Here is a 24364-nt window from a genome sequence, read left to right as displayed (position 1 = left end):
ACTCCGCTAGCAGCAACAGCACCACTAAAATTGAGTAGTGCGGCTAACTTCACCATAACTTTTAATTTTTTTAAAGTTTCTTGTCGGAGCCTGAGCTAAGTTTATAAAGAAACTTTCGGATTGATCGTTGTGATCTTAGTAAATCTACTGAAGATGGGGGCGATCGGCTGAGCAACAACGAGGAAATTTTCTACATCCTGACCACTATAACAGTGGTTGCAGAGGTGGATTTTCTGGGAATTCTAGTAGTTAACGCGCCATGCGGTATTAGTCTAAATGTCAAACTAGAAAGCCTATTTCCGGCAGAAGTTCTTCAAAATTAAGAGGTTTCTGCCATTTCTACTCATGAATTTACAAGGGACACCGAACATGACACAACGGCAATGTGCACTGATCACAGGAATTACAGGTCAAGATGGTTCTTACCTAAGTGAATTTTTGCTGGAAAAAGGCTATGAAGTTCATGGAATTATTCGCCGAACTTCAACCTTTAATACCGATCGCATTGATCACATTTATGAAGATCCGCACAAAGAAGATGCCCGGCTGTTCTTGCATTACGGTGATCTCACAGATGGCACAACGCTACGCCGCATTCTAGAAGAAGTTCAGCCCACAGAAATCTATAACCTGGGTGCTCAATCCCACGTCCGAGTTAGCTTTGATGCACCAGAATACACAGTCGATGCTGTTGGCATGGGCACTCTGCGGTTACTAGAAGCTATCCGGGATTATCAGCGACGGACAGGGGCGCAAGTGCGGTTCTATCAAGCTGGTTCGTCAGAGATGTTCGGGCTAGTGCAAGAAGTTCCGCAGCGAGAAAGCACACCCTTCTACCCCCGCAGTCCCTATGCGTGCGCCAAAGTGTATGCTCATTGGCAAACGGTGAACTATCGCGAGTCCTATGGAATGTTTGCCTGCAATGGCATTCTGTTCAATCATGAATCGCCCCGCCGTGGCGAAACCTTCGTGACTCGTAAAATCACCCGAGCGATCGCTCGCATTGTGGCCGGACAGCAAAAGAAACTGTACATGGGTAACTTAGACTCCAAGCGCGATTGGGGCTATGCCAAAGACTATGTTCGCGCCATGTGGATGATGCTTCAGCACAGCGAACCCGATGATTATGTTGTAGCAACCGGGGAAACCCATTCCATTCGAGAATTTCTCGATCTGGCGTTTAGCTATGTGAATTTAGATTGGCAGAACTATGTTGAATTTGACGAGCGCTACCTGCGGCCAGCAGAAGTTGATTTGCTGATTGGTGATCCCGCCAAAGCTAAGCAGAAATTAGGCTGGGAACCATCCGTTACCTTCGAGCAACTAGTTCAACTGATGGTAGAAGCTGACCTCAAAGCACTAGGGCTAATTCCCCTCAGCAACGGCTCCATCGTGGCTAACGCTAGCTTGGAACATGCCACCATTCGCCAAGGCGTTGGCAGCATCTCGCTCTAGTTACCGAGGGCGATCGGCGATCGTAGTAGAGGGATGCGGTTGGAAGGAATAGGGAATGGAGAGTAGGGAGTAGGGAGTAGAGAATAGGGAAAGAATAGAGACTGCACTTTGCGTTGCTATCACCCATTACTCTTATCTATTACCTATCCCCCATCCCCATTCCTTGTTGTCCCTGAAACAATCGCCATTTGTCCATTTGTACTCCCCTTAGTTACTCCAGAAGTAATTCATATGACCTCAACATTAGACTTCACAAATCAACGCATTCTGGTTACGGGTGGGGCCGGTTTTCTGGGTCGTCAAGTGGTAGATCAACTCTGCAAAGCCGGGGCCGATCGAGACAAAATCACCACACCGCGATCGAAAGACTGCGATCTACGCCAGATGGAAAGCTGTCAACGTGCCGTAGACCAGCAAGATATTGTGATTCACTTAGCAGCCCATGTCGGCGGCATTGGCTTGAATCGAGAAAAACCAGCCGAGCTATTCTACGACAACCTGATGATGGGTACTCAGCTAATTCATGCAGCCTATGAAGCAGGTGTCAAGAAATTTGTTTGTGTTGGCACCATTTGCGCCTATCCCAAGTTCACGCCCGTGCCCTTCAAAGAAGATGATCTTTGGAACGGCTATCCCGAAGAAACTAACGCCCCCTATGGCATTGCCAAAAAAGCATTACTTGTACAACTGCAAGCCTATCGACAGCAGTACGGATTTGACGGCATTTACCTACTGCCCGTGAACCTGTATGGACCTGAAGACAACTTTGATCCGCGCAGTTCCCATGTCATCCCTGCCTTAATCCGCAAGGTGCACGAAGCTCAGCAACGCGGTGATAAGCAGATTCCGGTTTGGGGAGATGGTAGCCCCACTCGCGAATTCCTCTACTCGACAGATGCAGCACGCGGCATTGTCATGGGTACGCAGTCCTACAGCAAGGCTGAACCTGTAAATTTAGGAACTGGATACGAAATCGCCATCAAAGATTTAATTGAATTAATTTGTCGGTTAATGGAATTCGATGGTGAAATTGTCTGGGAAACAGATAAACCCAACGGTCAGCCACGCCGCTGTCTGGATACAGAACGAGCTAAGCAAGCCTTTGGGTTTGTGGCACAAGTTGGCTTCGAGGAGGGACTGAAAAACACGATCGACTGGTATCGTCAGCACGCTGCTTAAATTCTTAACGAGAAGTTTGTTATTTTCCCAGCGTTCTGCCGACGGAACCTGGGAATTTTTTAAGACAACGTGAAAGCGCTGAGTTCATTCTTCATGCCTTATCCTTTCCTCCTTTCTTTTCTAAAGTCGGTACTGTCGATACACATCACTGGCGGCGCGATGCACTAGTGAATGTCGATACACTAAGGCTTGCATATCGTCTCCATAGCCACCGCCAATTACGCATGCCACTGGATAGCCTTGTGATACGCAGGTACTTAATACCTGCATTTCTCGACAAAAAATTCCCCGATCGCTCAACGCCAACTTACCAAGCCGATCGCTAATATGCACATCTACTCCAGCATCATAGAGAACCAAATCAGGATTGACATGCGACAATAAATCGGGCAAATAGTTACCTAATAGTTGCAAATAAGCATCATCACCCATTCCCGCTATTAGGGGAACATCTAGATCGCTCTGTTGTTTCGTTCCTGGAAAATTAACAGCACAATGCATTGAAAATGTAAAGACACGTGCATCAGCTTGAAAAATAAAAGCTGTACCATCACCTTGATGAACGTCTAAATCTATAACTAAGATTCTTTCAACTACACCTTCAGACAACAATACGCGAGCGGCGATCGCCAAATCATTGAAAATACAAAACCCCGAGCCGTAACTGGGAAAGGCATGGTGGGTTCCACCCGCCGTGTTACAGGCTAAGCCGCACTCTAACGCCAATCGAGCCGTGAGGATCGTTCCGCCCACAGCTATACAAGTGCGCTTCACCAACGCCGGACTCCATGGTAGTCCAATGCGTCGCTGGGCTTTGGCATCTAACGTTCCGTCACAATAAGCCTGTACATATTCAGGAGTGTGCACACATGCAATCGTCTCATTTGACGGTAATTCTGGAACATGAAACTGGCAGGGATGCACCACTTGGTCAGCTATCAGCATTTCGTATAACTGCCGAAATTTGGGCATCGGGAAGCGATGGTTGTCAGGTAGCGGTACCACATAGTTGGGATGATAGACGATCGGCAAATCCATAGGTCATCAATCGTCTATCTCAATCTAACTACACTGCTTTTTGAGTTCGGCTTCACCCGTATACAGGGTTTCATAGAAAGCTCTGCCAATTGAGCACTATACAAGCGGACTATCGTAACGCGGATGGAACCGCGGATGCAGAAGATTCGCGATCGGTTGATTGTTCTGCAAATGTTGCTCAACGATCGCCGCTACATCGCTGGGCTTAATTCGACAATACCATGTACCGTCGGGCATCACCTGCACCGTTGGACCAGATGCACATTGTCCCAAGCAATCACTACCACTGACAAACACTTCGCATGGTGCAGCTTGCTGAAAAGTGGCTAGAACGTCGGCGGCTCCGTTACGAGCACACGATCGGTGTTGACAAACTAAAACGCATCGCCGCTTTGGGGAAGACATTGGAGCCGTCATCAACTCGCAATCCAGCGATTGAAGCGATTGAGCACTGTCGAAACCGATCGCTTCAGTTGTTGCCGCTGTCGCCAGTTTTCAAAGGCTTCCTCAAATTCTATATCGCCCACCCAGTAGGTCTTCCAAGCATCTAGCGCGACGCCAATTCCCCAGAAGAGCGCCACATACAGCGACCACAACATTCCTGGAGCAGTCAGTAAATTCAGGGAAATCAGAAACACATTGACGATCGCATATTTCGCCAGTCGTCGCTGAAACTTGCTTTGCCGAAATCGAATGAACGCAGTCCGTTCTGCTTCCTCACCTTGCCGTGCTAACCACTGTTGTTCTGCTGCTTCCATATCGGCGATCGAAATATTCAACTCTGCCGCAATCTCATAAAGCTGAGTGCGAGTGAGTTCGCCTTCGTCTGTTTGACGAGCCATTGCAATTTGCAAAATTTGCTGGGCGTCTTCTGAGCGGTACAACTCGTTCATCATGGCAACGGATTGTAAATGAGGAATAGCTATCCCTTCTATTCTACTCAGCCCAACAGCAGACGAACTCATCCTCCCTGGTGAGATTTGTCCTCAATGCAGAAGAAGACTGATTGGAACCGAACTGATATGCTGGAACTTGGCTGTGCTCGACTACTCGTGCCATGAGTCCAAGCCTATTCAAACAATCCTTATTGACTCAACTAACCCATTTCCAACCACCCATTCCCTAGACTCCAAAAAGCCGATTTCAATCCTGGATATAGTCTTGTCCTGTCAGCAGCGCCATTTCCGCCCGCACAAATTCCCGCCCCAAATAAGCCGCATGGTCTAGGTATGTTAGGGGGCAGGGTTGGGTCTCTTCAAATATCTGAATGCACAATTCTTTCGCGGTTCTACCTGCATAAATTCGAGTTGGAACCCGCTCTACTTTACTGTTGCAAGGCAAGGGTTCACCGGTTTCAGGATCACAAGCCAGCCCCTTATCGTTGATTGTATTCGTGTAATGTTTCGCGCAAATGAGTCCGGCTTCACGATCGACATAAATGATAAAGTAACCAGCCGGATCAAGTTCGATGTAGCGGTTAGAGAGTTTATGATCGAGGGCAACTAGCTCCTCAGCCGATAGTTTTTGTGTAGATGGAATCATGGAGCAAAAAGAGAATTGCCAAGATGATAAGGTGCGACCTAATGTCTGAATTAAGGGCTTGATCCAGTGTAATCTGTACGTTGCCGATGTGGGCAGGAGATCGCAGAGAATTCCACTGAAAGTCAATACTACTTTTTGTGAAGTTACAAATCTTAACCACTCATTCTTGCCGAGCCAAAGGATTAATTAACTCATTTAAGCCTTCGCCAATCAGCGACAGACCTACTACCAGCAGCGTTAAAGCTAGCCCTGGAAACAGGGCTGTCCACCAAATGCCTGTTGGCAAAGCATCCAAGGCATATTGCAGATCGCGGCCCCATTCTGGTGTACCTTCAGGCAGTCCTAACCCTAAAAAGCCCAGTCCACCCAAAACCAGCACCGCTTCTGCTGCATTGAGGGTAAACAACACCGGAACACTTTGAATCACATTAAAGAAAAGATAGCGCCTCAGAACCCGCCACGTCGAGGCCCCCATTGCTTGGGCCGCCTCAATGAATAGCTCAGTTTTGACACTGACGGTATGATTGCGGACCACTCGATAATATTGCGGAATGTAGGCAATGCTGAGGGCGATCGCCGCATTCCACACCCCCCGACCCACCACAAACGCTAGGGTGACAGACAGTAACAACGTTGGCAACGTCGAAATGATGTCCATGAAAAACAGCACGGTGCGATCGAGCCGTCCGCCAATGTAGCCGCTGACCATGCCCAGAGGAACACCTGTCACCAATCCCAGCAGTGTAGCCAAAATCACCACCTGTAGCGCGACGCGACTGCCAAACAACGTGCGCGAGAACACATCATAGCCCTGCCGACTTGTACCAAACCAGTGCTCTACCGATGGGGGTTGATGAATGGGATTCGCCAACGCTTCGAGCGGATCTTGAATGACGCCCCAAGATTGCAATAGTGGTGCAAATACAGCTGCCAAGACAAATACGAGGGTGATTAGCACGCCGATCGCCATCATTTGACGCGATAGACTGGATAATCCAACAAATTGCCGCAGCGGGCGGGTTCTTACAAGGGACATGATGGCACAAATACAGAGGCTAAAGCAGCATTTTATCGTTTATCGAATGTGCTTTAGCTTTATCTTGACGACATCAGACTTTAGGTTGTATCAACTCTTTGTCATGCGGTATCGCATTCATCCCACCGCTGGCGGCTCCTCCCCTTGCAACGGGATGGTTGGAGGGGTCGGCATCCGGTGCAACCTGATAGAGAATTGGTATTAAAAGCAGCGAATTAAAACCTAGATTGAAACACTCAATCAGGTTCAGAACCAAACGTAATGTGTTAAGTGGCAAAGGGGGATGGAAATGGATGTGTCGATCGTGATTCGGACCTTTGTGGCGGTGTTTGTTTTAGCCGATGCGATCGGCAATGCACCAATCTTGCTAATTCTGACGAAGGGGATGGATGCAGAGCAGCGCAATCAAGTCGTCGATCGAGCGACCCTTGTGGCAACGGCCGTTTTATTAATCTTTGCCTTTATCGGGCAGCCTATCCTGAATTACTTGCATATTAGTATTGCTTCGCTGCAAGTAGCCGGAGGATTGCTGTTACTGCTGATTGCGCTTGATATGCTGAACGGCAAAATCGAAGAGCCGATTGTCGAACAAGATCGCGATGTGGCGATTACGCCCTTGGCTCTACCACTATTGGCTGGTCCTGGTACGCTAACAACCGTTATGCTGTTGATGTCCCAAGAACCCAATGCCCACGCTAGCGTGATTTTTGGGATTGTGGCCGCCATGCTGGTAAGCTGGTTAATTTTTCGGCAAGCGAACCGGGTTTCCCATTGGATTGGAGCAGAAGGTGCCATCATTGCCACCAAAATTTTGGGATTTTTGCTGGCGGCTCTAGCGATCGAGCTTGGCAGTGAGGGCATTCGCACCTTGTTCTTCACCTGAGGGTTTCTATCGAATCCGCTGTCGTAATCCCAAGCTATAGCGGGTAGAGCGAATCTCAGTAACGTAATGAAACGGTCGATCGCTTAATCCTAAGAATCCCGGTGCTCGCATCAAAATCACATGTCCTGGGGTCGTATCGATGGCAATGGCTCCAGCCCCTGATCGATCGTCACAGCGGTAGAAAGAAGCATGTCCACTGATGTTGAAAACACAGATCAGGTTGATAGCTCTAAGGCTATCGCGATGAGGCGTGATCCCCAATTGTTCTGGTCGATAACGTTGCAGCACCATAGAGTTAAATTGCAGTGGTGTCTCAAACAGCGATAATCCCGTTTGGGCAATGGCATCATTTAGTAAAGTTTGAAACTGCTGTGTCAATTCTGTGTACAACGAATTCTCAGCAAAGGTATCACAGGAATCATATTCAGTTTTCACAATCTGATCAGTTGCGCCAATTGTTTTAATTTCAGGAGCGTAGTTGAATTGCTCCGCTTCGCGTTGCAACTGTTGTCGAGTTTGTTCTTGTAACAAAGGAATCGAGATGATGCCGATGGTGGTTAGCGATCGAACAATCTCGTCTAAATCAAATTCATGCAGTGTGAAGAAAGCGATTCCCTCCAATAAATAGATCAGTCTTTAATCATCATTGAACCCCATACGATAGCCTCTATCTTTATGAACGACTAAGCCCATTCTAGGATTTTCAATCTTCGATCGCTCTACTGCGAGATTGAAGAAACTGACGGGCAACGGATTGAATAGTAGCAAGGGGCACTTCGTAAAAATAACGCTGACGAAATTGTTCTTCTTCTAGCACCACAAAAAATTGGCCGAGAGCAGAGTTGGTCATTGTTTCCTCAACCGCTTTGAACCAGCCAATTTGCACCGTTTCATCTACAACGCTGACAGTAAACCCAAGCTCCTGTAACGCTTCTAGCCCCATCGTCAATGCCCGATCGCTCAATGCCAGCTTGTCTTGCAGTTGCGATCGCGTTGCCAAGGTTCCCGTTCGGGTGAGATATTTGGCAATTCCTACCAACTGTTGCCAGAGATCGATTGGGGGGTGAGTTAGGGGTGGAGCGTAGGCTAGCGCTAATTTTTGCCCTGGTTGCACTTGCTGAAACCACTGCTGCATATCCCTCCAACTGGTTGGACACTGAGTAATTTTCAAGATTTTTGGGGAATGATTGAGCGGCAAAGGAGAGGACAGGGGCGCGATCAAATTTTCTATTTCTGCTTTGCCTCGCCAATCTAAAATCCAATCAACAGCCGTAGCAACGGTCAGTTGACTGGGTTGCTGGGTCGATCGCACCGCCAGCAGCCGTACTTCATAGCATTTTTTGTAGGTGTTGAAATCCAGTTCCACGATCGCATCACACAAGCCAGTGGGAATTTCGTCGCGGTAATGTTCCCACCAAACGCCTGGAAAGCCATCTGTGGCAGAATCATCCCACAGTTCAAATTCTGTTTTGATGTAGCGAACTTTGCGTCCGCGATGATCTTGAATGTTGCGGTTGCGCACCTGTTGAAACCAGCAGTTCTGAATCAGCAATTTCGGCACAGGATTGCCAATACCACAGGGTTCTAGCAGCTTGAGTTCGCGAAATAACGCCTTGCCTAACTCGGCCACCGTCACTGTCAGATCGGCTTGCAGCAGGGTGTCTGTTTCATGGTTCGCTTTCAGCGTTTGCCGCAATTGGCGATTGATGGCGTCGCTAAACAACGGAATATTTTCTACAGACAAACTCAACCCCATCGCCAAGGGATGCCCTCCCCAGCGATGCAATAAGTGCGCCTGCTGTTGCACTAGTTCATAGAGATTGAGTTGATTCACCGAACGAGCCGAACCACGAGCTAGTGCAGGCAATGCTTCGTCATCAGAAGCTTCTACACTCAGCAGAATTGTCGGACGTCCATACTCCTGCGCAATCTGTCCCGCTACCAATCCCAACAGACCTACTGACCACTGAGAATCAGCTAGCACAATCACCGGACAAGTAGACAAATCGAGTTGCGCTAGCTTTGCTTTTACTTGGTGCACCATATCTTTTTGCAGCGACTTACGCCGAGTATTCGCCAGTTCTGTTTCTTCCGCCAACTGTTGACACCGATCGAGATCCCAACTGGTCAACAACTCAACACAAAACTGAGCCTCGCCATGAATGCGACTAATGGCATTGATGCGTGGTCCCAGTCCAAAGGAAATATCGGTAGGGCGATCGCCGTTGCGTTTGCACAGTTCTAGTAATTTGGTAATGCCTGGTCGCGTTGATTGATGAAGCGGTTGGTTGGCATGGTGCTGAAGCTGTTCAATGCCGCGCTGGGCTAAATAGCGGCAATCGCCCGTCAGTTGCGCCAAATCAGACACTAGCCCGATCGCCACCAAGTCTAGCAGCGTGTCCAGGTTTAAGGGAGGCTGGGGTAAGGATTGATAAAACGCTTCCACCAGCTTGTAGGCTACCGCTACGCCCGATAAATTGGCCAGCGGATGTTCAAGAGGCAGCGCGCGAGGATTGAGAATGGCAACCACAGGGGGGCGATCGATCGGCAGAGTGTGGTGATCGGTAATGATCACATCTATGCCGTTGGCTTGGGCGTAAGCAATTTCCTCTGCATCCGTGCAGCCTGTGTCACAGGTGACAATTAGAGAAGTACCCCAATCTGCCAATTGATCAATGCCTGCTTTCGAAAGTCCGTGCGACTCGGTGAAGCGATTGGGAATGTAGTAAATCAACCGGTCTGGAGGGAAAACAGCGCCCAATCCTTCCCAGAGAACCGCCGTTGCCGTAATGCCATCGGCATCAAAGTCTCCCCAAATAGCAATCCTCTCTTGTTGCTGTTGCGCCTGTTGCAAGCGCTGCACAGCCTGTTGCATTTCCTCACCAAACTCAAACGGGCTGGTGGGATGATAAAAAGCTGGGTTGAGAAATCCAGCTAAGTCAGCCGGTTCGCGAATGCCCCGTTGCCACAGCAATTGGGCCAAATAGTGTCCGGATAGCTCGCCCGTATGCCGCTGCACCGATTGCATAAACCAGTCGGGCAGGGACAGCGTGGGTTGAATTTGCCACTGAGAGCGAGGCATCGGCGATCGCACCCTTTCACGAACAGGACGATTTAATTTTAATTGGAAGAATAGCCAACGATCGGTTTTGGAGTCAGTTTAGTGAGGCGGGCAGGCTGATTCACGGTCTGCAAGTTCCAGGTTTTTTCTAATTCTGTTTGTAATTGATGGGAAGGCCGCCAAACAAAGATAGAATCAGTATCAGGAAGCTGGCTAAAATCAGGTGGTTGACTGACCAATAACAAGCGCACTGTATCTTGAAGCTCGTAGCTGAGTGAAATCAAATCACCCATATTGGTGAAATCATCACCCATATCGCTAATTACGACTGGTGAAGCTGTTTGAGCCGCCGCATTAACCTGTGCTGCCACCTCGGCATTGTAATAGCTGAGATCTTTATTCCACCAGGTTTGAGCTTGAGCGCTGATACCGCAGGAGATGATGCTGATCATGAGAGAGACACAAAGGGCCCATTGCCAAAATCGCTGCACAGACGATCGAATGTGATTCAACCCCATTCCGATCAAACAGGTCACGGCTAACTGTACCCCTGGATACGAGGCAATCAAATAACGACTCACCGCCGATCGTTTGCCACCCAACAGCAGATCGGGAAGCACCAACAATAGGAATGGGACAAACACTGATGTGAGAATAAAGCATTTGGCTGATTTTGCAGTCCAGCGATAAACGGCGTAGAGCGCTACGAGAATCAATAACAGATGAGGTAATCGGAATAGATAAGTCAAAAAATTATTAAAGCCAAAATCAATATCGTTGAACAAGGCCGTGAAGCTGAGCGTCCACAATTTTGCTAAATAATCGAACCCAACTTCGGCCCGTGTCCAATTTGTGGTTGCTGACGCTCGTTGATAGTTTCCAGATAGAACCAAAATCCAGGGAAAATACAGCACCAGTGCGGCTACGATCGCCAGCAAAAACCGGCCCATGAATGACCAGCGCCAGGTCGTTATCCAGGTGATTATCCTGGATAAACCGCGAGCAACACTCGATCGAAAGGGAGATGAATGACTGGCTTCTACACCGGGCTGATGACTGGACTGAGGATAAAGAGATTCTACTTGGGGGGGTGTCTGACATGGCTGACCCTGGATTGCCATGAGTAGAATATAAGTACTATGCGCTATTATCGTTAATGCAAAAAATGGATGCACATATAGCCCGATCGCCACACTCAGCATGTACCAAGTCCAACGTGGCCACGTAACCTGTCTGACCCACCGCAGCAATAGCCAACTGCTGGCAATAATTACCGTTGTCAGTAAGCTATATTGTCGTGCCGTTTGGGCAAACAAAACGTCAAACGGAGACAGCGCCAACAGCGCCGTTGCCAACAGTGCCACCGTCGGAGACGCAAACACCTCTAACGCCAGTAGCCCCATCAAGGGCAACCCCAAAAGCCCCACTATTGCCGGCAAGCTGCGAGATGCTGTCATGGAACTACCAAACCACTGCATCCAATACCGCGCCATCAGGAAATATAGTGGCGGGTGCTGTGGGTCCTCAATCATCAGCGATCGAATCGTATCTGCGTTGGTGCTACCGGGTTTAAGCTGCTGAAAGGTTTGAAGGTCTGGAGCCGCCACCAATGCGTTCTGAAACAGGGCTTGATCGATCTCTCGTCGGGTGTAGCCCGCTGCCCGCATGGAGGTATAAACTTCATCGTGCCAATAAATTTTGCGATCGAGATGTATCAACCGAAATCCAACTCCGATGGCAATTGCAACGATCAGCAGCACCCGCAATGGCATCTCTGTGCGCTGTTTCACCCGTTAACCTCGCTGTGTACTGTGATGAGGATGGTTAGACGATCAGAATGAACCAGAGTTCCCGCAAGGCTGAAGGGGTATTTAAATTGAGAACGTTGCAGACTAGGTCGGGGCAATGCGCGAATCGCCTATACGAGTGGTGCGTTTGTCGCGAAGATTGTTTCGAGCGGTAGGAGATTGCAATCTAGTATAAACAGTGAAATCAGAGTAGCTTATGAAAGCCAAAATTGAAAACGATGTGTTGTTTTTGCACAAAGACGATGTGCCGCACTACAAGAAAAAAGGATCAGTGGTGCGCAATAGCTATTTCTGGGCGCTGCGATCGATCGCGGGTCGCGCCAACGTTGGTCAAGACTGGGAATTTGAATCCGAAGTGTGGCTAGCGCTGCGACGAGTGTTGCTGTCGTTTTCAGACTCAGGCTACTTGAGGCTATCGGAAACCACCCTAGAGTTTCCCATTGATCAGGGGGAAATTCCGGCGGTATTTCGCTTGATTGCCACTTGGCAGTCTGAAGAGCCAGATCCTGATACAGAAGAAGAGACAGCCCCCGACACAGACGAGGAATGGGCAAGCTGATTCAGGGAATGGGCCCGGCTCAATTACAGTAAATCCAACGCATACTCTAGGGTGTACCGCACTGACTCAGCAGACTTGTGCAGGGCGATGCGCTCCTCGTCGGTCAGTTTCAGTTCCAAGATGCTTTCTACCCCCCCGCAGCCTAAGCGGGCTGGAACACCGAGGTACAAATCATTCAGCCCATATTCGCCTTGCAGGTAGGCGGCGATCGGTAGCAGGCGGGGTTGATTCAGCAAAATTGTTTCCACCATTGTGTAGGCCGAGGACGCGGGCGCATAAAAGGCTCCTCCCGTTCTCAGCAACTCTACAATTTCGGCTCCTCCATTGCGGGTACGCTCCACAAGGCGATCGATCGTACTCGCATCCATCAATTCCGTAATAGGTATACCACTCACCGTAGAATAGCGCGGTAGTGGCACCATCAAATCACCGTGTCCACCTAACACCATTGTACGAATGTCGATCGGCGATAGCCCCAATTCCTTGGCAATAAACACTTGAAACCGGGCCGAATCCAGAATGCCCGCCATACCCATGACTCGTGGCGGCGGCAATTTACTCACTTTCCATGCCAGATACGTCATCACATCCAGCGGATTGGTAACGATGATAAAAATCGCCTCCGGAGACTGCGCCACTGCTTGCCGAGTAGCTTCAATCACAATTTGGGCATTAGCACGAGTCAGGGCATCGCGAGACATCCCTGGTTTGCGGGGCAATCCTGCCGTAATCACTACCACATCCGATCCAGCCGTTGCGGCATATTCGGTTGTGCCTACAATGCGGCGATCGTGCCCTTCCAGCCCTCTTGCTTCCAGCAAATCCAAGGCAATGCCCTCTGGACGCCCACCCACAATATCCAGCAGCACTACATCTGCCAAATTATGTTCGACAATGCGTTGAGCCAACGTACTGCCCACATTGCCAGCACCAATCACTGAAACACGAGTGGGCCGACAAACCGCTAAGGATGAAGCCATAATTTCAGCCCAAAGTCGCAAGAGGATGTTACTTCCATCTTGGCTCGTTTACTTACACCCGTGCGCAGAAATTAACTAACCTTTTCCTTTGCAAGGGTCACACGATGTGCAGCTATTTGACAGAGGTCGGCTCAATCCCGTATCGCTTTTATCCCTAGCCCTACTGCCACGCTTAGGTGCAGGGAGCTAACCCTAGCCTATAGCTCCCTCCTCTACTAGATCGGGGGATGGAAGGTTAGGGTGGTAAGATTCAGAGAGTCGCAGATCGCGTGGGGTTTTTAGCTGATATTGCTAACTGACCTTCTCTAGTTGATCGGCTCGCAACCAAAAATTGGGAGTGGGCACATAGCCAAACTTCACCATGGCATAATCCCCTTTCATGTCTACCACTTCGCCCTTAGTCTCAAAAATGTAGGGCGGAAACCGTGTATCGCTGGCTTGTGCCTCCAGGCTATTTTCCAGCTTCTCCCGCACAACTCGGACTAGATCGCCTCTCTTTACTGCCATAATCTTCACCAAGCGTTACAAATCTATATTCTACAGGGATGAAGGTTAAAGGCTAAAGACCCAGAACAATAGGCTTTCCTGATCGGATTCATGAATTCGATCAATTTGATGTGGCTTTGGGCTTCGACACTTCCACCAAGCGCGAGGACTGCCTATTTCAACGCTTCCCTCGTTCTCTTTCCTCCTTCTTCGGCGGCACAATCTCAAACGAGCCATCTGCTTGGGGAACGATCGTGCCACCCAGTGCTTCAATATGTGCGATCGCTGTCTGCCGGGTGCGATCGTCAGGAACCGTGGTTAATACCATTGACCACGCGGCAATTTGGGCATAGTTGCTCTCAGGATTCGTCGCTAATAGGTCGGCAGTTTGCTGGGACAATGTTGCCACATTTTGGTTGCCTTGCAGACTGGCCCAAGCAGCAGCAGTGGCAAAAGATTGTCGGGCGGCGGCGGCTCTGCCCTGAAACAATAGTTGATCGATGCCTAACTGTCGCCAGCCGTAATAGGACCCTAACGGGGCATGAGGTTTAAGCGATTGTAAAGCAGTTTGCATTATCGCGATCGACCGATCGGGCATCCCTGCATACAATGATGTGCTGGTGGACAGGAACGGGTATACCGCTAAAAAGTTGGGATTGTGGTTTAAGATAATCTTGAAATAGTCAGGACTGAGGCGATAGTCCGATGCGCGACGAGCGGTGTCGTCGCCAAAATATTGCAAAAACCTCAGAAACACCCAATCTGCTACGATATTGCTGAACCCGAAAGCGGGCAACACACTCATGGCGTTTAACCGCATGCTTTCAGCTTGCGTAAACTGACGAATTTCCGCAATGGTTGCCACTTGGCGCTGCTGCTGCTGCAACTGCGGTAATTGCAAGCCAATGATACTCAAGATACAGATGATCGCCACCATCCCGGTGATTGGCCATCGGCTGACCTCGTGATTTAGACGCAACGGAGATTGCATAATGCCCCCCTTTAGAAGCATGGCATTAGCATACCCACCGGATCGGCTGACCTTTCACGTCCGCTGCGGGTCAATCTCCCATGCTTCGATCGATTCCAAGACAGGAAAATCCCCCTACTGACCCGCTGATCAAAAGGGGGACACCCTTGAATTGAGCGACTTGAGTTGAGCGATTCAGTTGAGGGATCAATCGAGTCACCAAACCATACGCCCAACTCGCTAGCTGGACACCTTCTCCTTGAAAAGCTTGCCCGCTGAAAAAGCGGGAACGACCGTTTCGGGAATTTGAATCGCTTTCCCAGTTTGAGGATTGCGCCCTTCCCTGGCAGCCCGTTTGCGAGGTTCAAATGTACCGAACCCCACCAGTGTCACCTTATCGCCGTTGGCAACCGCATCCATGATGGCTTCGATCGTTGCCGACAATACGGCATCGACTTCCTTCTTCGTGGCTTGAACTTTTCCGGCCACAGCGTCTACTAATTCACCTTTGTTCATGGTTTAAAATCCTAAACGCGACAAAATAGCTGTCATTCTAATGCAGGTTTTAGAAGTTGAACCGTATGTTTGCATGAATTCGCCAGGAAAAGAGCGAGATTTAATCTTATTTTTCGGTTGGCCCGTGTTCTGCCTACTTCACTGGTTGTTGCCAAGGAAGAAATACTCAGTTTCAAGCTGGCGCCAACTCATTCCTCATCCCGTTTTAATAGAAAGATATCCCAATCGTCGATCGCCTCCTTTGTGTTGGTTTGAAACGCTTGGATGTACTCAGTTTGCATATGGTCTTCCCAAACAGCGCGATCAGTCCAGTTCTCGTAGATCATGAACAATGACGGATCATCGAGCGATCGGTGAAGATCAAAGGTAATACAGCCTGCTTCTGCAATGGTCAGAGGAATTACACGGCGCAATTCCTGATAAAGATGTTCTTCTGCTCCAGCTTTTGCCTTCAGTTTGGCAATAATGGTCAGGGACATGAGCGTTGCTCTCCGGCAATGACGTAGATACAATAGCCTGATTCTCTAGGAACTAACGGAAGGCGTCAATCGAACAAAAATTAACATTGAAAAACCAAAAATTAAGGACGGTGATACTACCCATGAATGCAACCGCCCAGTTGCTTCAAAAATCTGGCTGCGATAGTTTAAGTTGCAATAGTTGTAATACCAATTCTTTATGAGGTTGCATAGTACACTGCCCCTCCCAACCTCCCTTTGTTAAGGGGAGGAGTGGCAATAGTTTGGGCAATAATTATCTACTTCACCAAGATTGCCAACGGTTCAGGTCAACTGATTCCATCATCAACCGCCAATTCCACTATTGGGTTTGCAAGCAATCGAGAAATGATTCAGCGCTGAATATAACCGTTGGCAAAATTAATTCTTTCTCGTGTCCTGATTCGGTTCTCTACCTCCCTCCTCTACGACGAGTACGAGTTGAAGTCGTTCCCCGCGTAGACGTGCCTCGACTGGTTGATTTCGTAGAGCTAGACGATTGGGCTTTGGTTGCTGAAGTTTTACGTCGCCGACCAGGTCCAGAAGCAGACTCTTCTTCAGTTACCATTTCTGCATCATCAAGGTCTGTAGGAGGTTCTGCCTTGCTAGAAGTGTCTTCAGACTTGCGTGCGCGGCGGGTGCGGGTGCGCCCAGACATGGACTTTGATTTTGCTCCTTGATTTCTGCCAGAAGACACATAGCGTTTCAATGTCAAGGCGCTGATTTCAATGCCTTGATCGGCAAAAATTGCAGCCAAATCTTCATGTGAATAGCCTTTTGCTAAGGCAGAGCGAATTTCATCTTGCAGTAAGTTGACCGCTTCGCGCAGTGACAGATTGTCTTTTGGTTTTGCTGGCAGTTCTTGCAGCGACGTGTTCACCTGATCAATCGCTTGTTTTTGAATGGAAGCCGCTCTCGATCGTCTACCTGATGTTCCTGCCATGTTTCAATCTCCACAGAAAGTTTCATTCCACCAATTTTATTGTGTTTGTCCTAAAAACGATACAAGTATTCTTCTGAAAGTTTAGTTTTCTCATCAAGCTTTGTTGCTTGCCTGTGACAATCTCTACAGTTCATCTTGGCATCCAAGCGAGGCAGACATGAGAAAATGCGAAATAATCTTGAAAAAGCCTGCGACTGCCATGATGAATACATTGTCTAGAATGTTAAGTTTGCTAACTTTAAAGTAGGTACTGGACGCTACTCCAGGAGAGTCACTGTGTTTGAAAATTTGCTTCCGCCCCTAAACGAGCACAATTTACCGTATCCCGATACCATCCACCCGATCGTGGTTCATTTCGTGATTGCTATGGTCATCTTCGCTGTCCTTTGCGATGTGGTTGGCTATCTAACTCGCAACGTGCGACTGTACGAAGTGAGTTGGTGGAATATGTTTTTCGCTACAATCTCCATCTTTATTGCTGTGATTTTTGGCCAAGTTGAAGCCGGATTGTCCGAACCCTACGACGCGGCCATTCCGGTTTTAAACCTACATACGCTGTTAGGTTGGTCCTTAGCTGGAATTATTTCTGCGCTTACCGGATGGCGCTACGTCATTCGCTCCCATGATCCAAAGCAACTACCCTTCCCCTATCTACTAGCCGGGCTATTGTTGCTGGGACTCGTATTTTTTCAAACCTATCTGGGCGATAAGTTGGTCTGGGTCTATGGGTTGCATACGGTGCCTGTTGTGGATGCCATTCGGGAGGGAACGCTGTAATGACTGCTGAACTGATTGATCAAGTCGGTTCCCAGCTAGGTGCAAACGGCTTGCCCTATTCCATTCCCATTCACCCAAACTTGGTGCATCTAACTCTAGGGTTATTTATTGTCGCCATTGCCTTTGACATTGTTGGGGTACTCTACCCACTAGAAAAGCCTGTGTTCAAGTTTTTGGCGATCGAAGCTGTCCGCTCTAATTTCTTTGATGTGGGGTGGTATAACATGCTGGCAGCCGCGATCGTCACTTTTCCTACTGTCGCCACTGGCTTTTATGAAATTCTCTTGGCGACTCCGGTGTCCGATGTCACCAGTGCTTGGGGATTAAATGCGCTTGACACCATGTTGTGGCATGGTGTAGGTGGAGTGGTCCTGCTAGCCCTTATTGTTGGCATGACAGTCTGGCGCGGTTTTCAACGCTACTACTGGCGTAAAGATATGGCACGGCAGGTGCAGTGGAGTTATCTGGCGATGGGGCTTGTGATCTTTGCCATCATGTATGCCCATGGGACATTAGGCGCTCATATGGCCGGTGAGTTTGGCATTCACAATACTGCCGATCAATTACTGGAAATGGGCAAAGATCCAAACGCCGTTCTTAGACAAGGATCATAAAAAAAACAGATGCTCATCCGTTAGCCGTTCAATGCCTTCCAATCGCTTTCCTAGTTATGAACATTCGTCTTATTTTGAACTTACTTCTGGCCACCATCGTCCTAGCAGCGATCAGTGTATGGATGGGACAACAATCCTACGCTTGGTTGCCGCCGCAGGCCGCGGCTGAATCTAAAATGGTGGATGATTTATTTAGCTTTCTAGTGGCGCTTGGCTCTTTTATTTTCTTTGGTGTCACTGGGGCCATTATCTACTCAATTCTGTTTCACCGCGCTAGCAAATATGACTATAGTGATGGCCCGCCGATCGAAGGCAACGTGACACTAGAAATTGTGTGGACAGCCATCCCGATCCTACTCGTCTTTTGGATTGCAGGCATCAGCTACCAAACCTACGAACGCATGGCCACCCACGGGCCTATGGAAATTGTGCATTTGCATGTTCCTGGTATGGAAGAAGCCTATGCCGTGGCTATTGAAGACACAATTGATCCGGATGAGTCGATCGAAGTGCGAGCTAGACAGTGGGCCTGGGAGTTTCGCTATCCCGATGGTGTCACTAGCACCGAACTACATTTGCCAGTCAATCAACGAGTTCACCTCAACTTAATCTCAGAAGATGTGATTCACGGCTTTTATGTGCCGGCCTTTCGCCTAAAGCAAGACATCATTCCCGATCGCACGATCGATTTTGAGTTTACCCCGGTGCGAGAAGGGCGCTATCGTCTGCGCGACTCGCAGTACAGCGGCACCTACTTTGCCACCATGCAAACGGATGTGGTGGTCGAGTCGGAGGACGCCTACGAGTCCTGGCTGGCTGATGCCTCTGGGCACCCCCCCGCTGAGTCGTTCAATCAGGCGGCCGATGAGTACTACCAAGCCTCACAGAAATCTGTTATTCCTGGCTGGAAGACGATCGCCCCAGCCCCGGCCCCCATTGTTAACTATCCGACCAGCATCAAGGACAGCCAATCATGACCAATGTTCCTGTAGAAACTCTCAACGAAACCCAACAACCTGTCCCCGGTGCTCCCAATAATTGGCGCCGCTTCTTCAGCTTCAGCACTGACCATAAGGTGATTGGCATTCAATATATTGTCACCTCGTTTTTCTTTTTCTTGGTGGGTGGTTTGTTTGCCATGATCATGCGGGGTGAACTGATTACCCCCGAAGCCGATTTGATCGATCGCACTGTTTATAATGCACTGTTCACCATGCACGGCACCGTCATGCTGTTTTTGTGGACGTTTCCAGTTTTAGTGGGGCTAGCTAATTATCTAGTGCCGCTGATGATCGGGGCGCGAGACATGGCCTTTCCTCGCCTGAATGCCGCAGCTTTTTGGATGGTTCCGGTGGTAGGAATTTTGCTGATGTCGAGCTTTTTAGTGCCGGGCGGGCCGTCACAGTCAGGTTGGTGGGCGTATCCACCCAATAGCATTCAAAATCCCACTGGAAATTTGATCAATGGACAAGTGCTGTGGCTCTTGGCGGTGGCGCTGTCGGGTGTCTCGTCAATTATGGGGGCAGTGAACTTTGTGACGACGATCGCTCGGATGCGGGCACCTGGCATGACGCTGTTTCGGATGCCGGCTTTTGTTTGGGCGGTGCTCAGCGCACAGTTGATTCAACTCTACGGGTTGCCTGCTCTGACAGCCGGAGCCGTGATGCTGCTGTTTGATATTACAGTAGGAACCAGCTTCTTTAATCCAGAAACGGGTGGCAACCCGGTGCTATATCAGCATTTCTTCTGGTTCTATTCCCACCCGGCCGTATACGTGATTATCTTGCCCGTCTTCGGCATTTTCTCGGAAGTATTTCCCACCTTTGCTCGCAAGCCACTGTTTGGCTACCGCGTGGTGGCGGTTTCCTCAATTTTGATTACCTTCGTCAGCAGCTTAGTGTGGGTACACCACATGTTTGCCAGCTACACCCCTGGCTGGATGCGGATACTGTTCATGGTGACATCCATGTGTGTAGCAGTGCCCACAGGTGTTAAGGTATTTGCCTGGGTCGCCACCATTTGGGGCGGCAAGCTGCGCCTCGATACCCCCATGCTGTTTGCGTTGGGTGGATTGGTCATGTTTGTTTTCTCTGGCATCACGGGCATTATGCTAGCGTCGGTTCCAGTCGATATTCACGTCAACAATACCTACTTCGTGGTCGGTCATTTTCACTATGTGATCTACGGAGCAACAGTGCTGGGAGTATATGCCGCCATCTACTATTGGTTCCCGAAAATGACAGGAAAAATGTACTACGAAGGCTTGGGTAAACTGCACTTCTGGTTGACGTTCATTGGCGCGAATTTGAATTTCTTCCCGATGCATCCCCTAGGACTACAAGGAATGCCGCGCCGGGTGGCTTCCTATGATCCCGAATTTGCTTTCTGGAATGTACTGGCCAGTTTGGGTGCGTTTCTGTTGGGCATGTCTACGCTACCGTTTATTCTCAACATGGTCAGTTCTTGGATTCAAGGCAAACCCGCCCCAGCCAATCCCTGGCGAGCGATCGGTCTAGAGTGGCTTGTTGCTTCCCCCCCACCTGTGGAAAACTTTGAAGAACTGCCGATCGTCACGGCTCCCCCCTACGGTTATGGCAGCAATGAACCGTTGACCGAAAACCTATCTCCGTCCAATGCAGCAAATTGAGGCAATCTCGTGATGGAAAGTTCTCTCGAAACCCAAACTGTCTCCGTCGCATCCCACGCCGTCGAGCATGAACACGATGAAGCGGGCAACAGCAAATTCGGCTTTATTGTGTTTCTGCTGTCGGAAAGTGTGGTGTTTCTCAGCTTCTTCGGTGGCTACATTATCCTCAAAACCACAACCGCAGATTGGTTGCCGCCGGGCGTAACAGGACTAGACACCCAAGAACCCCTGATTAATACGATCGTGCTGGTCTCTAGTAGCTTCGTGATTTACGTTGCCGAGCGGTTTTTGCACAAAGAAAACCTCTGGGGCTTTCGAGCCTTCTGGTTGGTCACCATGGCGATGGGGACGTTTTTCTTGGTGGGGCAAGCGCGAGAATGGGCCGGGTTGCCGTTTGGCTTCACCTCTGGAGTGTTTGGCGGCTTATTTTACTTGCTCACAGGTTTTCACGGGCTGCATGTGGCCACAGGAATTTTATTGCAAACTATCATGCTGGGGCGATCGTTTCTTCCAGGAAACTATGACAAGGGATCGTTTGGCGTAGAAGCCACATCGCTATTTTGGCACTTCGTCGATGTGATTTGGATCATTCTGTTCGTGTTGATTTATCTCTGGCAGTGAGGGGAGGTTTCTCATGATCATCGACGACCAATATTACGATCTCATCATTATTGGAACTGGGGCTGGGGGGGGCACGTTAGTCCATAAACTTGCACCAACGGGCAAGAAAATTCTGGTGCTGGAACGCGGCGAAACCATGCCTCTAGAGGAGCAAAACCGCAGTAACGTTGATATTTTCAGGAAAGAACGCTATCACGCCCCTGAACAGTGGTATGACAGTGCAGGCGAACCGTTTTCCCCCCAAACCAACTATGCCGTCGGTGGCAACACCAAAATCTATGGAGCGGCGCTGCTGCGAATGCGCGAACGCGATTTTGAAACCGTGACCCATCAAGAAGGTGTGTCGCCAGAGTGGTGTGTGAAGTACGCGGACTTTGAACCCTACTACACTGCCGCTGAGCAACTCTATCTGGTGCATGGACAGTCTGCCATAGACCCCACCGAGCCACCTCGTAGCGCCGATTATCCCTATCCAGCCGTTGCCCACGATCCGTGTATGCAACCTGTAGTAGACGCCATTGCTGAACAAGGACTGCATCCAGTCACTATGCCGCTGGGGCTAACTCGGCAGCAAGATGATCCAACGAGTGATTCCGAAGTATGTGGACTGGTGCCGGCTCTGAAGTATGACAATGTCACCTTACGAACCTCTGCTAGAGTCGTGTGCTTGCATACCAATCCGTCGGGACGGGTTGTGAAAGCGGTGGAAGCGGAGATTGGCGGCGAGTCTTATCTATTTCTGGGGGATATTGTGGTACTGGCCTGTGGGGCTATCAATTCGGCAGCGTTGTTGCTGCGATCGGCCAATGATGCTTGCCCGAATGGTATTGCTAATAGCTCTGGTTTGGTGGGGCGAAACTTCATGAAACACTCCCTCACTGCTGTGGTGCAACTGAGTACGGCCTCTAATTCTGGCAAGTTTCCCCGTAGCGTTTACATTCACGATTTCTACTGGGGGGACGAAAACTTTTCCTATCCGATGGGTCACATTCAGAACACAGGTGGACTTTTGCAAGATGTGATCTTTGCGGAATCTCCTCCGGTTTTATCGGTTTTGGCCAAAGTCGTGCCTGGGTTTGGTTTAAAGCAACTGGCCACTCGATCGATTGGCTGGTGGGCCCAAACCGAAGATTTACCCAACCCCAATAATCGTGTTCGCGTCGAGAACGATAAGCTCTATCTAGAGTACACGCCCAACAATGTAGAAGCGCACGATCGACTGGTATATCGCTGGATCGAGGTATTGAAGGCGATCGAATCTACTCAATCCATTTTTCAGCGCAGCAACATTCACCCACGCGGTGAGGCTCCCTTGCAAGTAGTGGCCAATCAGTGTGGCACCTGTCGCTTTGGGACTGATCCTGCCACATCCGTCTTAGATCCCTATTGCCGGGCCCATGATCTCGACAACCTTTACGTGGTAGACGGTAGTTTCTTCCCCTCTAATGCCAGTGTCAGTCCTTGCTTGACCATTATTGCGAATGCCTTACGGGTAGGCGATCATCTCATCGATCGACTTAAATAACAGCTCAATCCATACTGATGTAAAACCAGCAACCGAATGATCAATCACTCTACCGTTCACAGAATTATGAAATGGCGACGTGGCGCAGCAACGACAGAGGCTTCAGCGTCTTCAAGGTTGCTAGTTGCTCAGGATTATGCACTAGTAGCGCTCCAGCAAACCCCAGCGAATTGACCGGAATGCCTTCAAAACTGGGCTGTGATCGCGGAATCAGCAGCATCCATCGCCGAGTAACTAACAGGTTGTAGGGGGCGGCTTGAAGGTAATTGGTTGTAGGCATCGATCGAGTGCCAGAAAGATCTTCCTGATTCAAAGTTATCTCACGAATTGGAATGCGCACTGCCTTCAGCAATTCATAATAGCGTTCTAACGTAACTGTGGCTGCCATCCCTGGAGATTGTAGCCAGGCAGGATCGATCGCAGCCACCGCATGAACAAACGGCAGTTCTGGGATCGTGATGATCTGATTGAAATCTGATACTTCGGCAATTCGCGATTCTAGGTAAACCTCAATTGGAATGTTTGGCACATCTGGTGCCACAAGATAAGGAACCAGTTGCAGATGTTTATGGCGTTGACTGGCCCCGGCTGCTTCACCACCGTTGTAAAACACCAGTCCGTCATATTCAGCCAAACAGGCCCACAGCGCCACAAAATCTTGTAATGTCAGCAGACTGGTTTGTTCCTCAAACGATCGCGTCACTATTAGAATATGCTGATCTACGACGTTGTATTTGTTCAACAAACAAAGATGAGTTTTAGAGACATCGGTTACAAATAAATTCGCCTCATACGGCAAAAAAGGGTTAAAGTCCTTATCATTTTTAGTACTCGTTTGCTGTTTGGCTTCCTCTTTGCGTGCCAGATTAATTAACATCCGCACCAAGAACTGAATGCCGTCTTGCTGTACAAACTCATACTCGGTGGGAATCGAGATCAAGGCACCCGATTCGATCGCCCGCTTTGTTTGCTGAATCACCTTATCTTGCAGCGTACCTGGTTCTAGTAGCAGGGTTTTGTCAATGAAGGATGATTGGTTCAAGGACGGATCGATCGCCATGTTGCTGTGAATATGATTGAATGGAGCAAATCCTAACCTCCACCATAGCAAAGGTCAGCGACTATATTGAACCGTGATGCATTGCGATGTCCCGAAAATGGAGAAACAAAGGAGGCGATCAATGAACCGCCCCCGCCAAATTACAACTAGCCTGTGGTTTAGGTTTG

25 protein-coding genes are annotated in these 24364 nt (G+C 49.2%); 10 read left to right on the top strand and 15 right to left on the bottom strand.

Features of this window, described 5'->3' with window-relative positions; translation table 11 throughout:
• The first annotated feature begins 369 nt into the window (after positions 1 to 369).
• Both gmd and OXH18_RS17545 read left to right on the top strand, forming a co-directional pair.
• On the top strand, positions 370 to 1455 hold the full coding sequence (gmd, locus tag OXH18_RS17550) for a GDP-mannose 4,6-dehydratase (protein ID WP_268608433.1): 1086 nt from the start codon (positions 370 to 372) through the stop codon (positions 1453 to 1455).
• 231 nt (positions 1456 to 1686) lie between these two features.
• On the top strand, positions 1687 to 2634 hold the full coding sequence (locus OXH18_RS17545) for a GDP-L-fucose synthase family protein (protein WP_268608432.1): 948 nt from the start codon (positions 1687 to 1689) through the stop codon (positions 2632 to 2634).
• Positions 2635 to 2754: 120 nt separating this feature from the next.
• On the opposite strand, the gene OXH18_RS17540 is transcribed toward OXH18_RS17545, so the two are convergent.
• The 5 genes from OXH18_RS17540 to OXH18_RS17520 form a co-directional block, all read right to left on the bottom strand.
• Positions 2755 to 3672: a histone deacetylase family protein gene (locus OXH18_RS17540; protein WP_268608431.1), complete on the bottom strand. Its 918-nt coding sequence runs from the start codon at positions 3670 to 3672 to the stop codon at positions 2755 to 2757.
• Between the two features lie 96 nt (positions 3673 to 3768).
• Positions 3769 to 4077, bottom strand: coding sequence for a (2Fe-2S) ferredoxin domain-containing protein (locus OXH18_RS17535; protein WP_268608430.1), 309 nt, complete (start codon positions 4075 to 4077; stop codon positions 3769 to 3771).
• 11 nt (positions 4078 to 4088) lie between these two features.
• A complete protein-coding gene (locus OXH18_RS17530) occupies positions 4089 to 4637 on the bottom strand; it encodes a 2TM domain-containing protein (protein WP_268608429.1) in 549 nt (182 codons plus the stop codon).
• A gap of 178 nt (positions 4638 to 4815) precedes the next feature.
• A complete protein-coding gene (locus OXH18_RS17525) occupies positions 4816 to 5214 on the bottom strand; it encodes a DUF4346 domain-containing protein (RefSeq protein ID WP_268608428.1) in 399 nt (132 codons plus the stop codon).
• Positions 5215 to 5374: 160 nt separating this feature from the next.
• Positions 5375 to 6250, bottom strand: a complete 876-nt coding sequence (locus tag OXH18_RS17520) for an ABC transporter permease (RefSeq protein WP_268608427.1) — start codon at positions 6248 to 6250, stop codon at positions 5375 to 5377.
• A gap of 289 nt (positions 6251 to 6539) precedes the next feature.
• Between OXH18_RS17520 and OXH18_RS17515 the strand changes: the two genes are divergently transcribed.
• Positions 6540 to 7133 carry a MarC family protein gene (locus OXH18_RS17515; RefSeq protein ID WP_315874752.1) on the top strand — a complete coding sequence of 198 codons (594 nt, stop codon included), beginning with the start codon at positions 6540 to 6542 and terminating at the stop codon, positions 7131 to 7133.
• 6 nt (positions 7134 to 7139) lie between these two features.
• Here the strand turns inward: OXH18_RS17515 and OXH18_RS17510 are convergent, their stop codons facing one another.
• The 3 genes from OXH18_RS17510 to OXH18_RS17500 form a co-directional block, all read right to left on the bottom strand.
• Complete coding sequence (locus OXH18_RS17510) at positions 7140 to 7754, bottom strand: hypothetical protein (protein ID WP_268608425.1); 615 nt, start codon at positions 7752 to 7754, stop codon at positions 7140 to 7142.
• Between the two features lie 82 nt (positions 7755 to 7836).
• The gene (gene recJ, locus OXH18_RS17505; RefSeq protein ID WP_268608424.1) at positions 7837 to 10215 is read right to left on the bottom strand and encodes a single-stranded-DNA-specific exonuclease RecJ; all 2379 of its coding nucleotides are present in this window, start codon (positions 10213 to 10215) and stop codon (positions 7837 to 7839) included.
• Between the two features lie 38 nt (positions 10216 to 10253).
• Positions 10254 to 11966: a glycosyltransferase family 39 protein gene (locus tag OXH18_RS17500; protein ID WP_315874751.1), complete on the bottom strand. Its 1713-nt coding sequence runs from the start codon at positions 11964 to 11966 to the stop codon at positions 10254 to 10256.
• Between the two features lie 232 nt (positions 11967 to 12198).
• On the opposite strand from OXH18_RS17500, the gene OXH18_RS17495 reads away from it, so the two are divergent.
• Entirely contained in the window at positions 12199 to 12561 is a 363-nt protein-coding gene (locus tag OXH18_RS17495) for a hypothetical protein (RefSeq protein WP_268608422.1), read from the top strand.
• Positions 12562 to 12584: 23 nt separating this feature from the next.
• On the opposite strand, the gene mdh is transcribed toward OXH18_RS17495, so the two are convergent.
• The 6 genes from mdh to OXH18_RS17465 form a co-directional block, all read right to left on the bottom strand.
• Positions 12585 to 13541: a malate dehydrogenase gene (mdh, locus tag OXH18_RS17490; protein WP_268608421.1), complete on the bottom strand. Its 957-nt coding sequence runs from the start codon at positions 13539 to 13541 to the stop codon at positions 12585 to 12587.
• A gap of 291 nt (positions 13542 to 13832) precedes the next feature.
• The gene (ndhO, locus tag OXH18_RS17485) at positions 13833 to 14048 is read right to left on the bottom strand and encodes an NAD(P)H-quinone oxidoreductase subunit O (RefSeq protein ID WP_268608420.1); all 216 of its coding nucleotides are present in this window, start codon (positions 14046 to 14048) and stop codon (positions 13833 to 13835) included.
• A 157-nt stretch (positions 14049 to 14205) separates the two neighbouring features.
• Complete coding sequence (locus tag OXH18_RS17480) at positions 14206 to 15018, bottom strand: hypothetical protein (RefSeq protein WP_268608419.1); 813 nt, start codon at positions 15016 to 15018, stop codon at positions 14206 to 14208.
• Positions 15019 to 15237: 219 nt separating this feature from the next.
• The gene (locus OXH18_RS17475) at positions 15238 to 15513 is read right to left on the bottom strand and encodes an HU family DNA-binding protein (protein WP_268608418.1); all 276 of its coding nucleotides are present in this window, start codon (positions 15511 to 15513) and stop codon (positions 15238 to 15240) included.
• Positions 15514 to 15701: 188 nt separating this feature from the next.
• Complete coding sequence (locus OXH18_RS17470) at positions 15702 to 15992, bottom strand: putative quinol monooxygenase (protein WP_268608417.1); 291 nt, start codon at positions 15990 to 15992, stop codon at positions 15702 to 15704.
• Between the two features lie 430 nt (positions 15993 to 16422).
• Positions 16423 to 16953 carry a hypothetical protein gene (locus tag OXH18_RS17465; RefSeq protein WP_268608416.1) on the bottom strand — a complete coding sequence of 177 codons (531 nt, stop codon included), beginning with the start codon at positions 16951 to 16953 and terminating at the stop codon, positions 16423 to 16425.
• A 276-nt stretch (positions 16954 to 17229) separates the two neighbouring features.
• On the opposite strand from OXH18_RS17465, the gene OXH18_RS17460 reads away from it, so the two are divergent.
• From OXH18_RS17460 to OXH18_RS17435, 6 genes are read left to right on the top strand one after another with little or no spacing between them, the layout of a single operon-like run.
• Positions 17230 to 17730 carry a DUF2231 domain-containing protein gene (locus OXH18_RS17460; protein ID WP_268608415.1) on the top strand — a complete coding sequence of 167 codons (501 nt, stop codon included), beginning with the start codon at positions 17230 to 17232 and terminating at the stop codon, positions 17728 to 17730.
• Entirely contained in the window at positions 17730 to 18344 is a 615-nt protein-coding gene (locus OXH18_RS17455) for a DUF2231 domain-containing protein (protein WP_268608414.1), read from the top strand. The genes OXH18_RS17460 and OXH18_RS17455 overlap by 1 nt, the downstream gene beginning before the upstream one ends.
• A 56-nt stretch (positions 18345 to 18400) precedes the next feature.
• Positions 18401 to 19321, top strand: coding sequence for a cytochrome c oxidase subunit II (locus tag OXH18_RS17450; protein WP_268608412.1), 921 nt, complete (start codon positions 18401 to 18403; stop codon positions 19319 to 19321).
• Complete coding sequence (gene ctaD / locus OXH18_RS17445; protein WP_268608411.1) at positions 19318 to 20991, top strand: cytochrome c oxidase subunit I; 1674 nt, start codon at positions 19318 to 19320, stop codon at positions 20989 to 20991. The genes OXH18_RS17450 and ctaD overlap by 4 nt, the downstream gene beginning before the upstream one ends.
• 12 nt (positions 20992 to 21003) lie before the next feature.
• Complete coding sequence (locus OXH18_RS17440) at positions 21004 to 21612, top strand: cytochrome c oxidase subunit 3 (RefSeq protein WP_268608410.1); 609 nt, start codon at positions 21004 to 21006, stop codon at positions 21610 to 21612.
• 13 nt (positions 21613 to 21625) lie between these two features.
• Entirely contained in the window at positions 21626 to 23137 is a 1512-nt protein-coding gene (locus OXH18_RS17435) for a GMC oxidoreductase (RefSeq protein WP_268608409.1), read from the top strand.
• A 64-nt stretch (positions 23138 to 23201) separates the two neighbouring features.
• Here the strand turns inward: OXH18_RS17435 and OXH18_RS17430 are convergent, their stop codons facing one another.
• Positions 23202 to 24248: an ATP adenylyltransferase family protein gene (locus OXH18_RS17430; protein WP_268608408.1), complete on the bottom strand. Its 1047-nt coding sequence runs from the start codon at positions 24246 to 24248 to the stop codon at positions 23202 to 23204.
• Between the last annotated feature and the right edge of the window lie 116 nt (positions 24249 to 24364).

Origin of the sequence: Thermocoleostomius sinensis A174 (assembly GCF_026802175.1) — a bacterium.
Lineage (GTDB): Bacteria > Cyanobacteriota > Cyanobacteriia > Elainellales > Elainellaceae > Thermocoleostomius > Thermocoleostomius sinensis.
The sequence above is the reverse complement of the archived record's forward strand: the minus strand, read 5'-3'. Positions and strand labels throughout refer to the sequence as shown.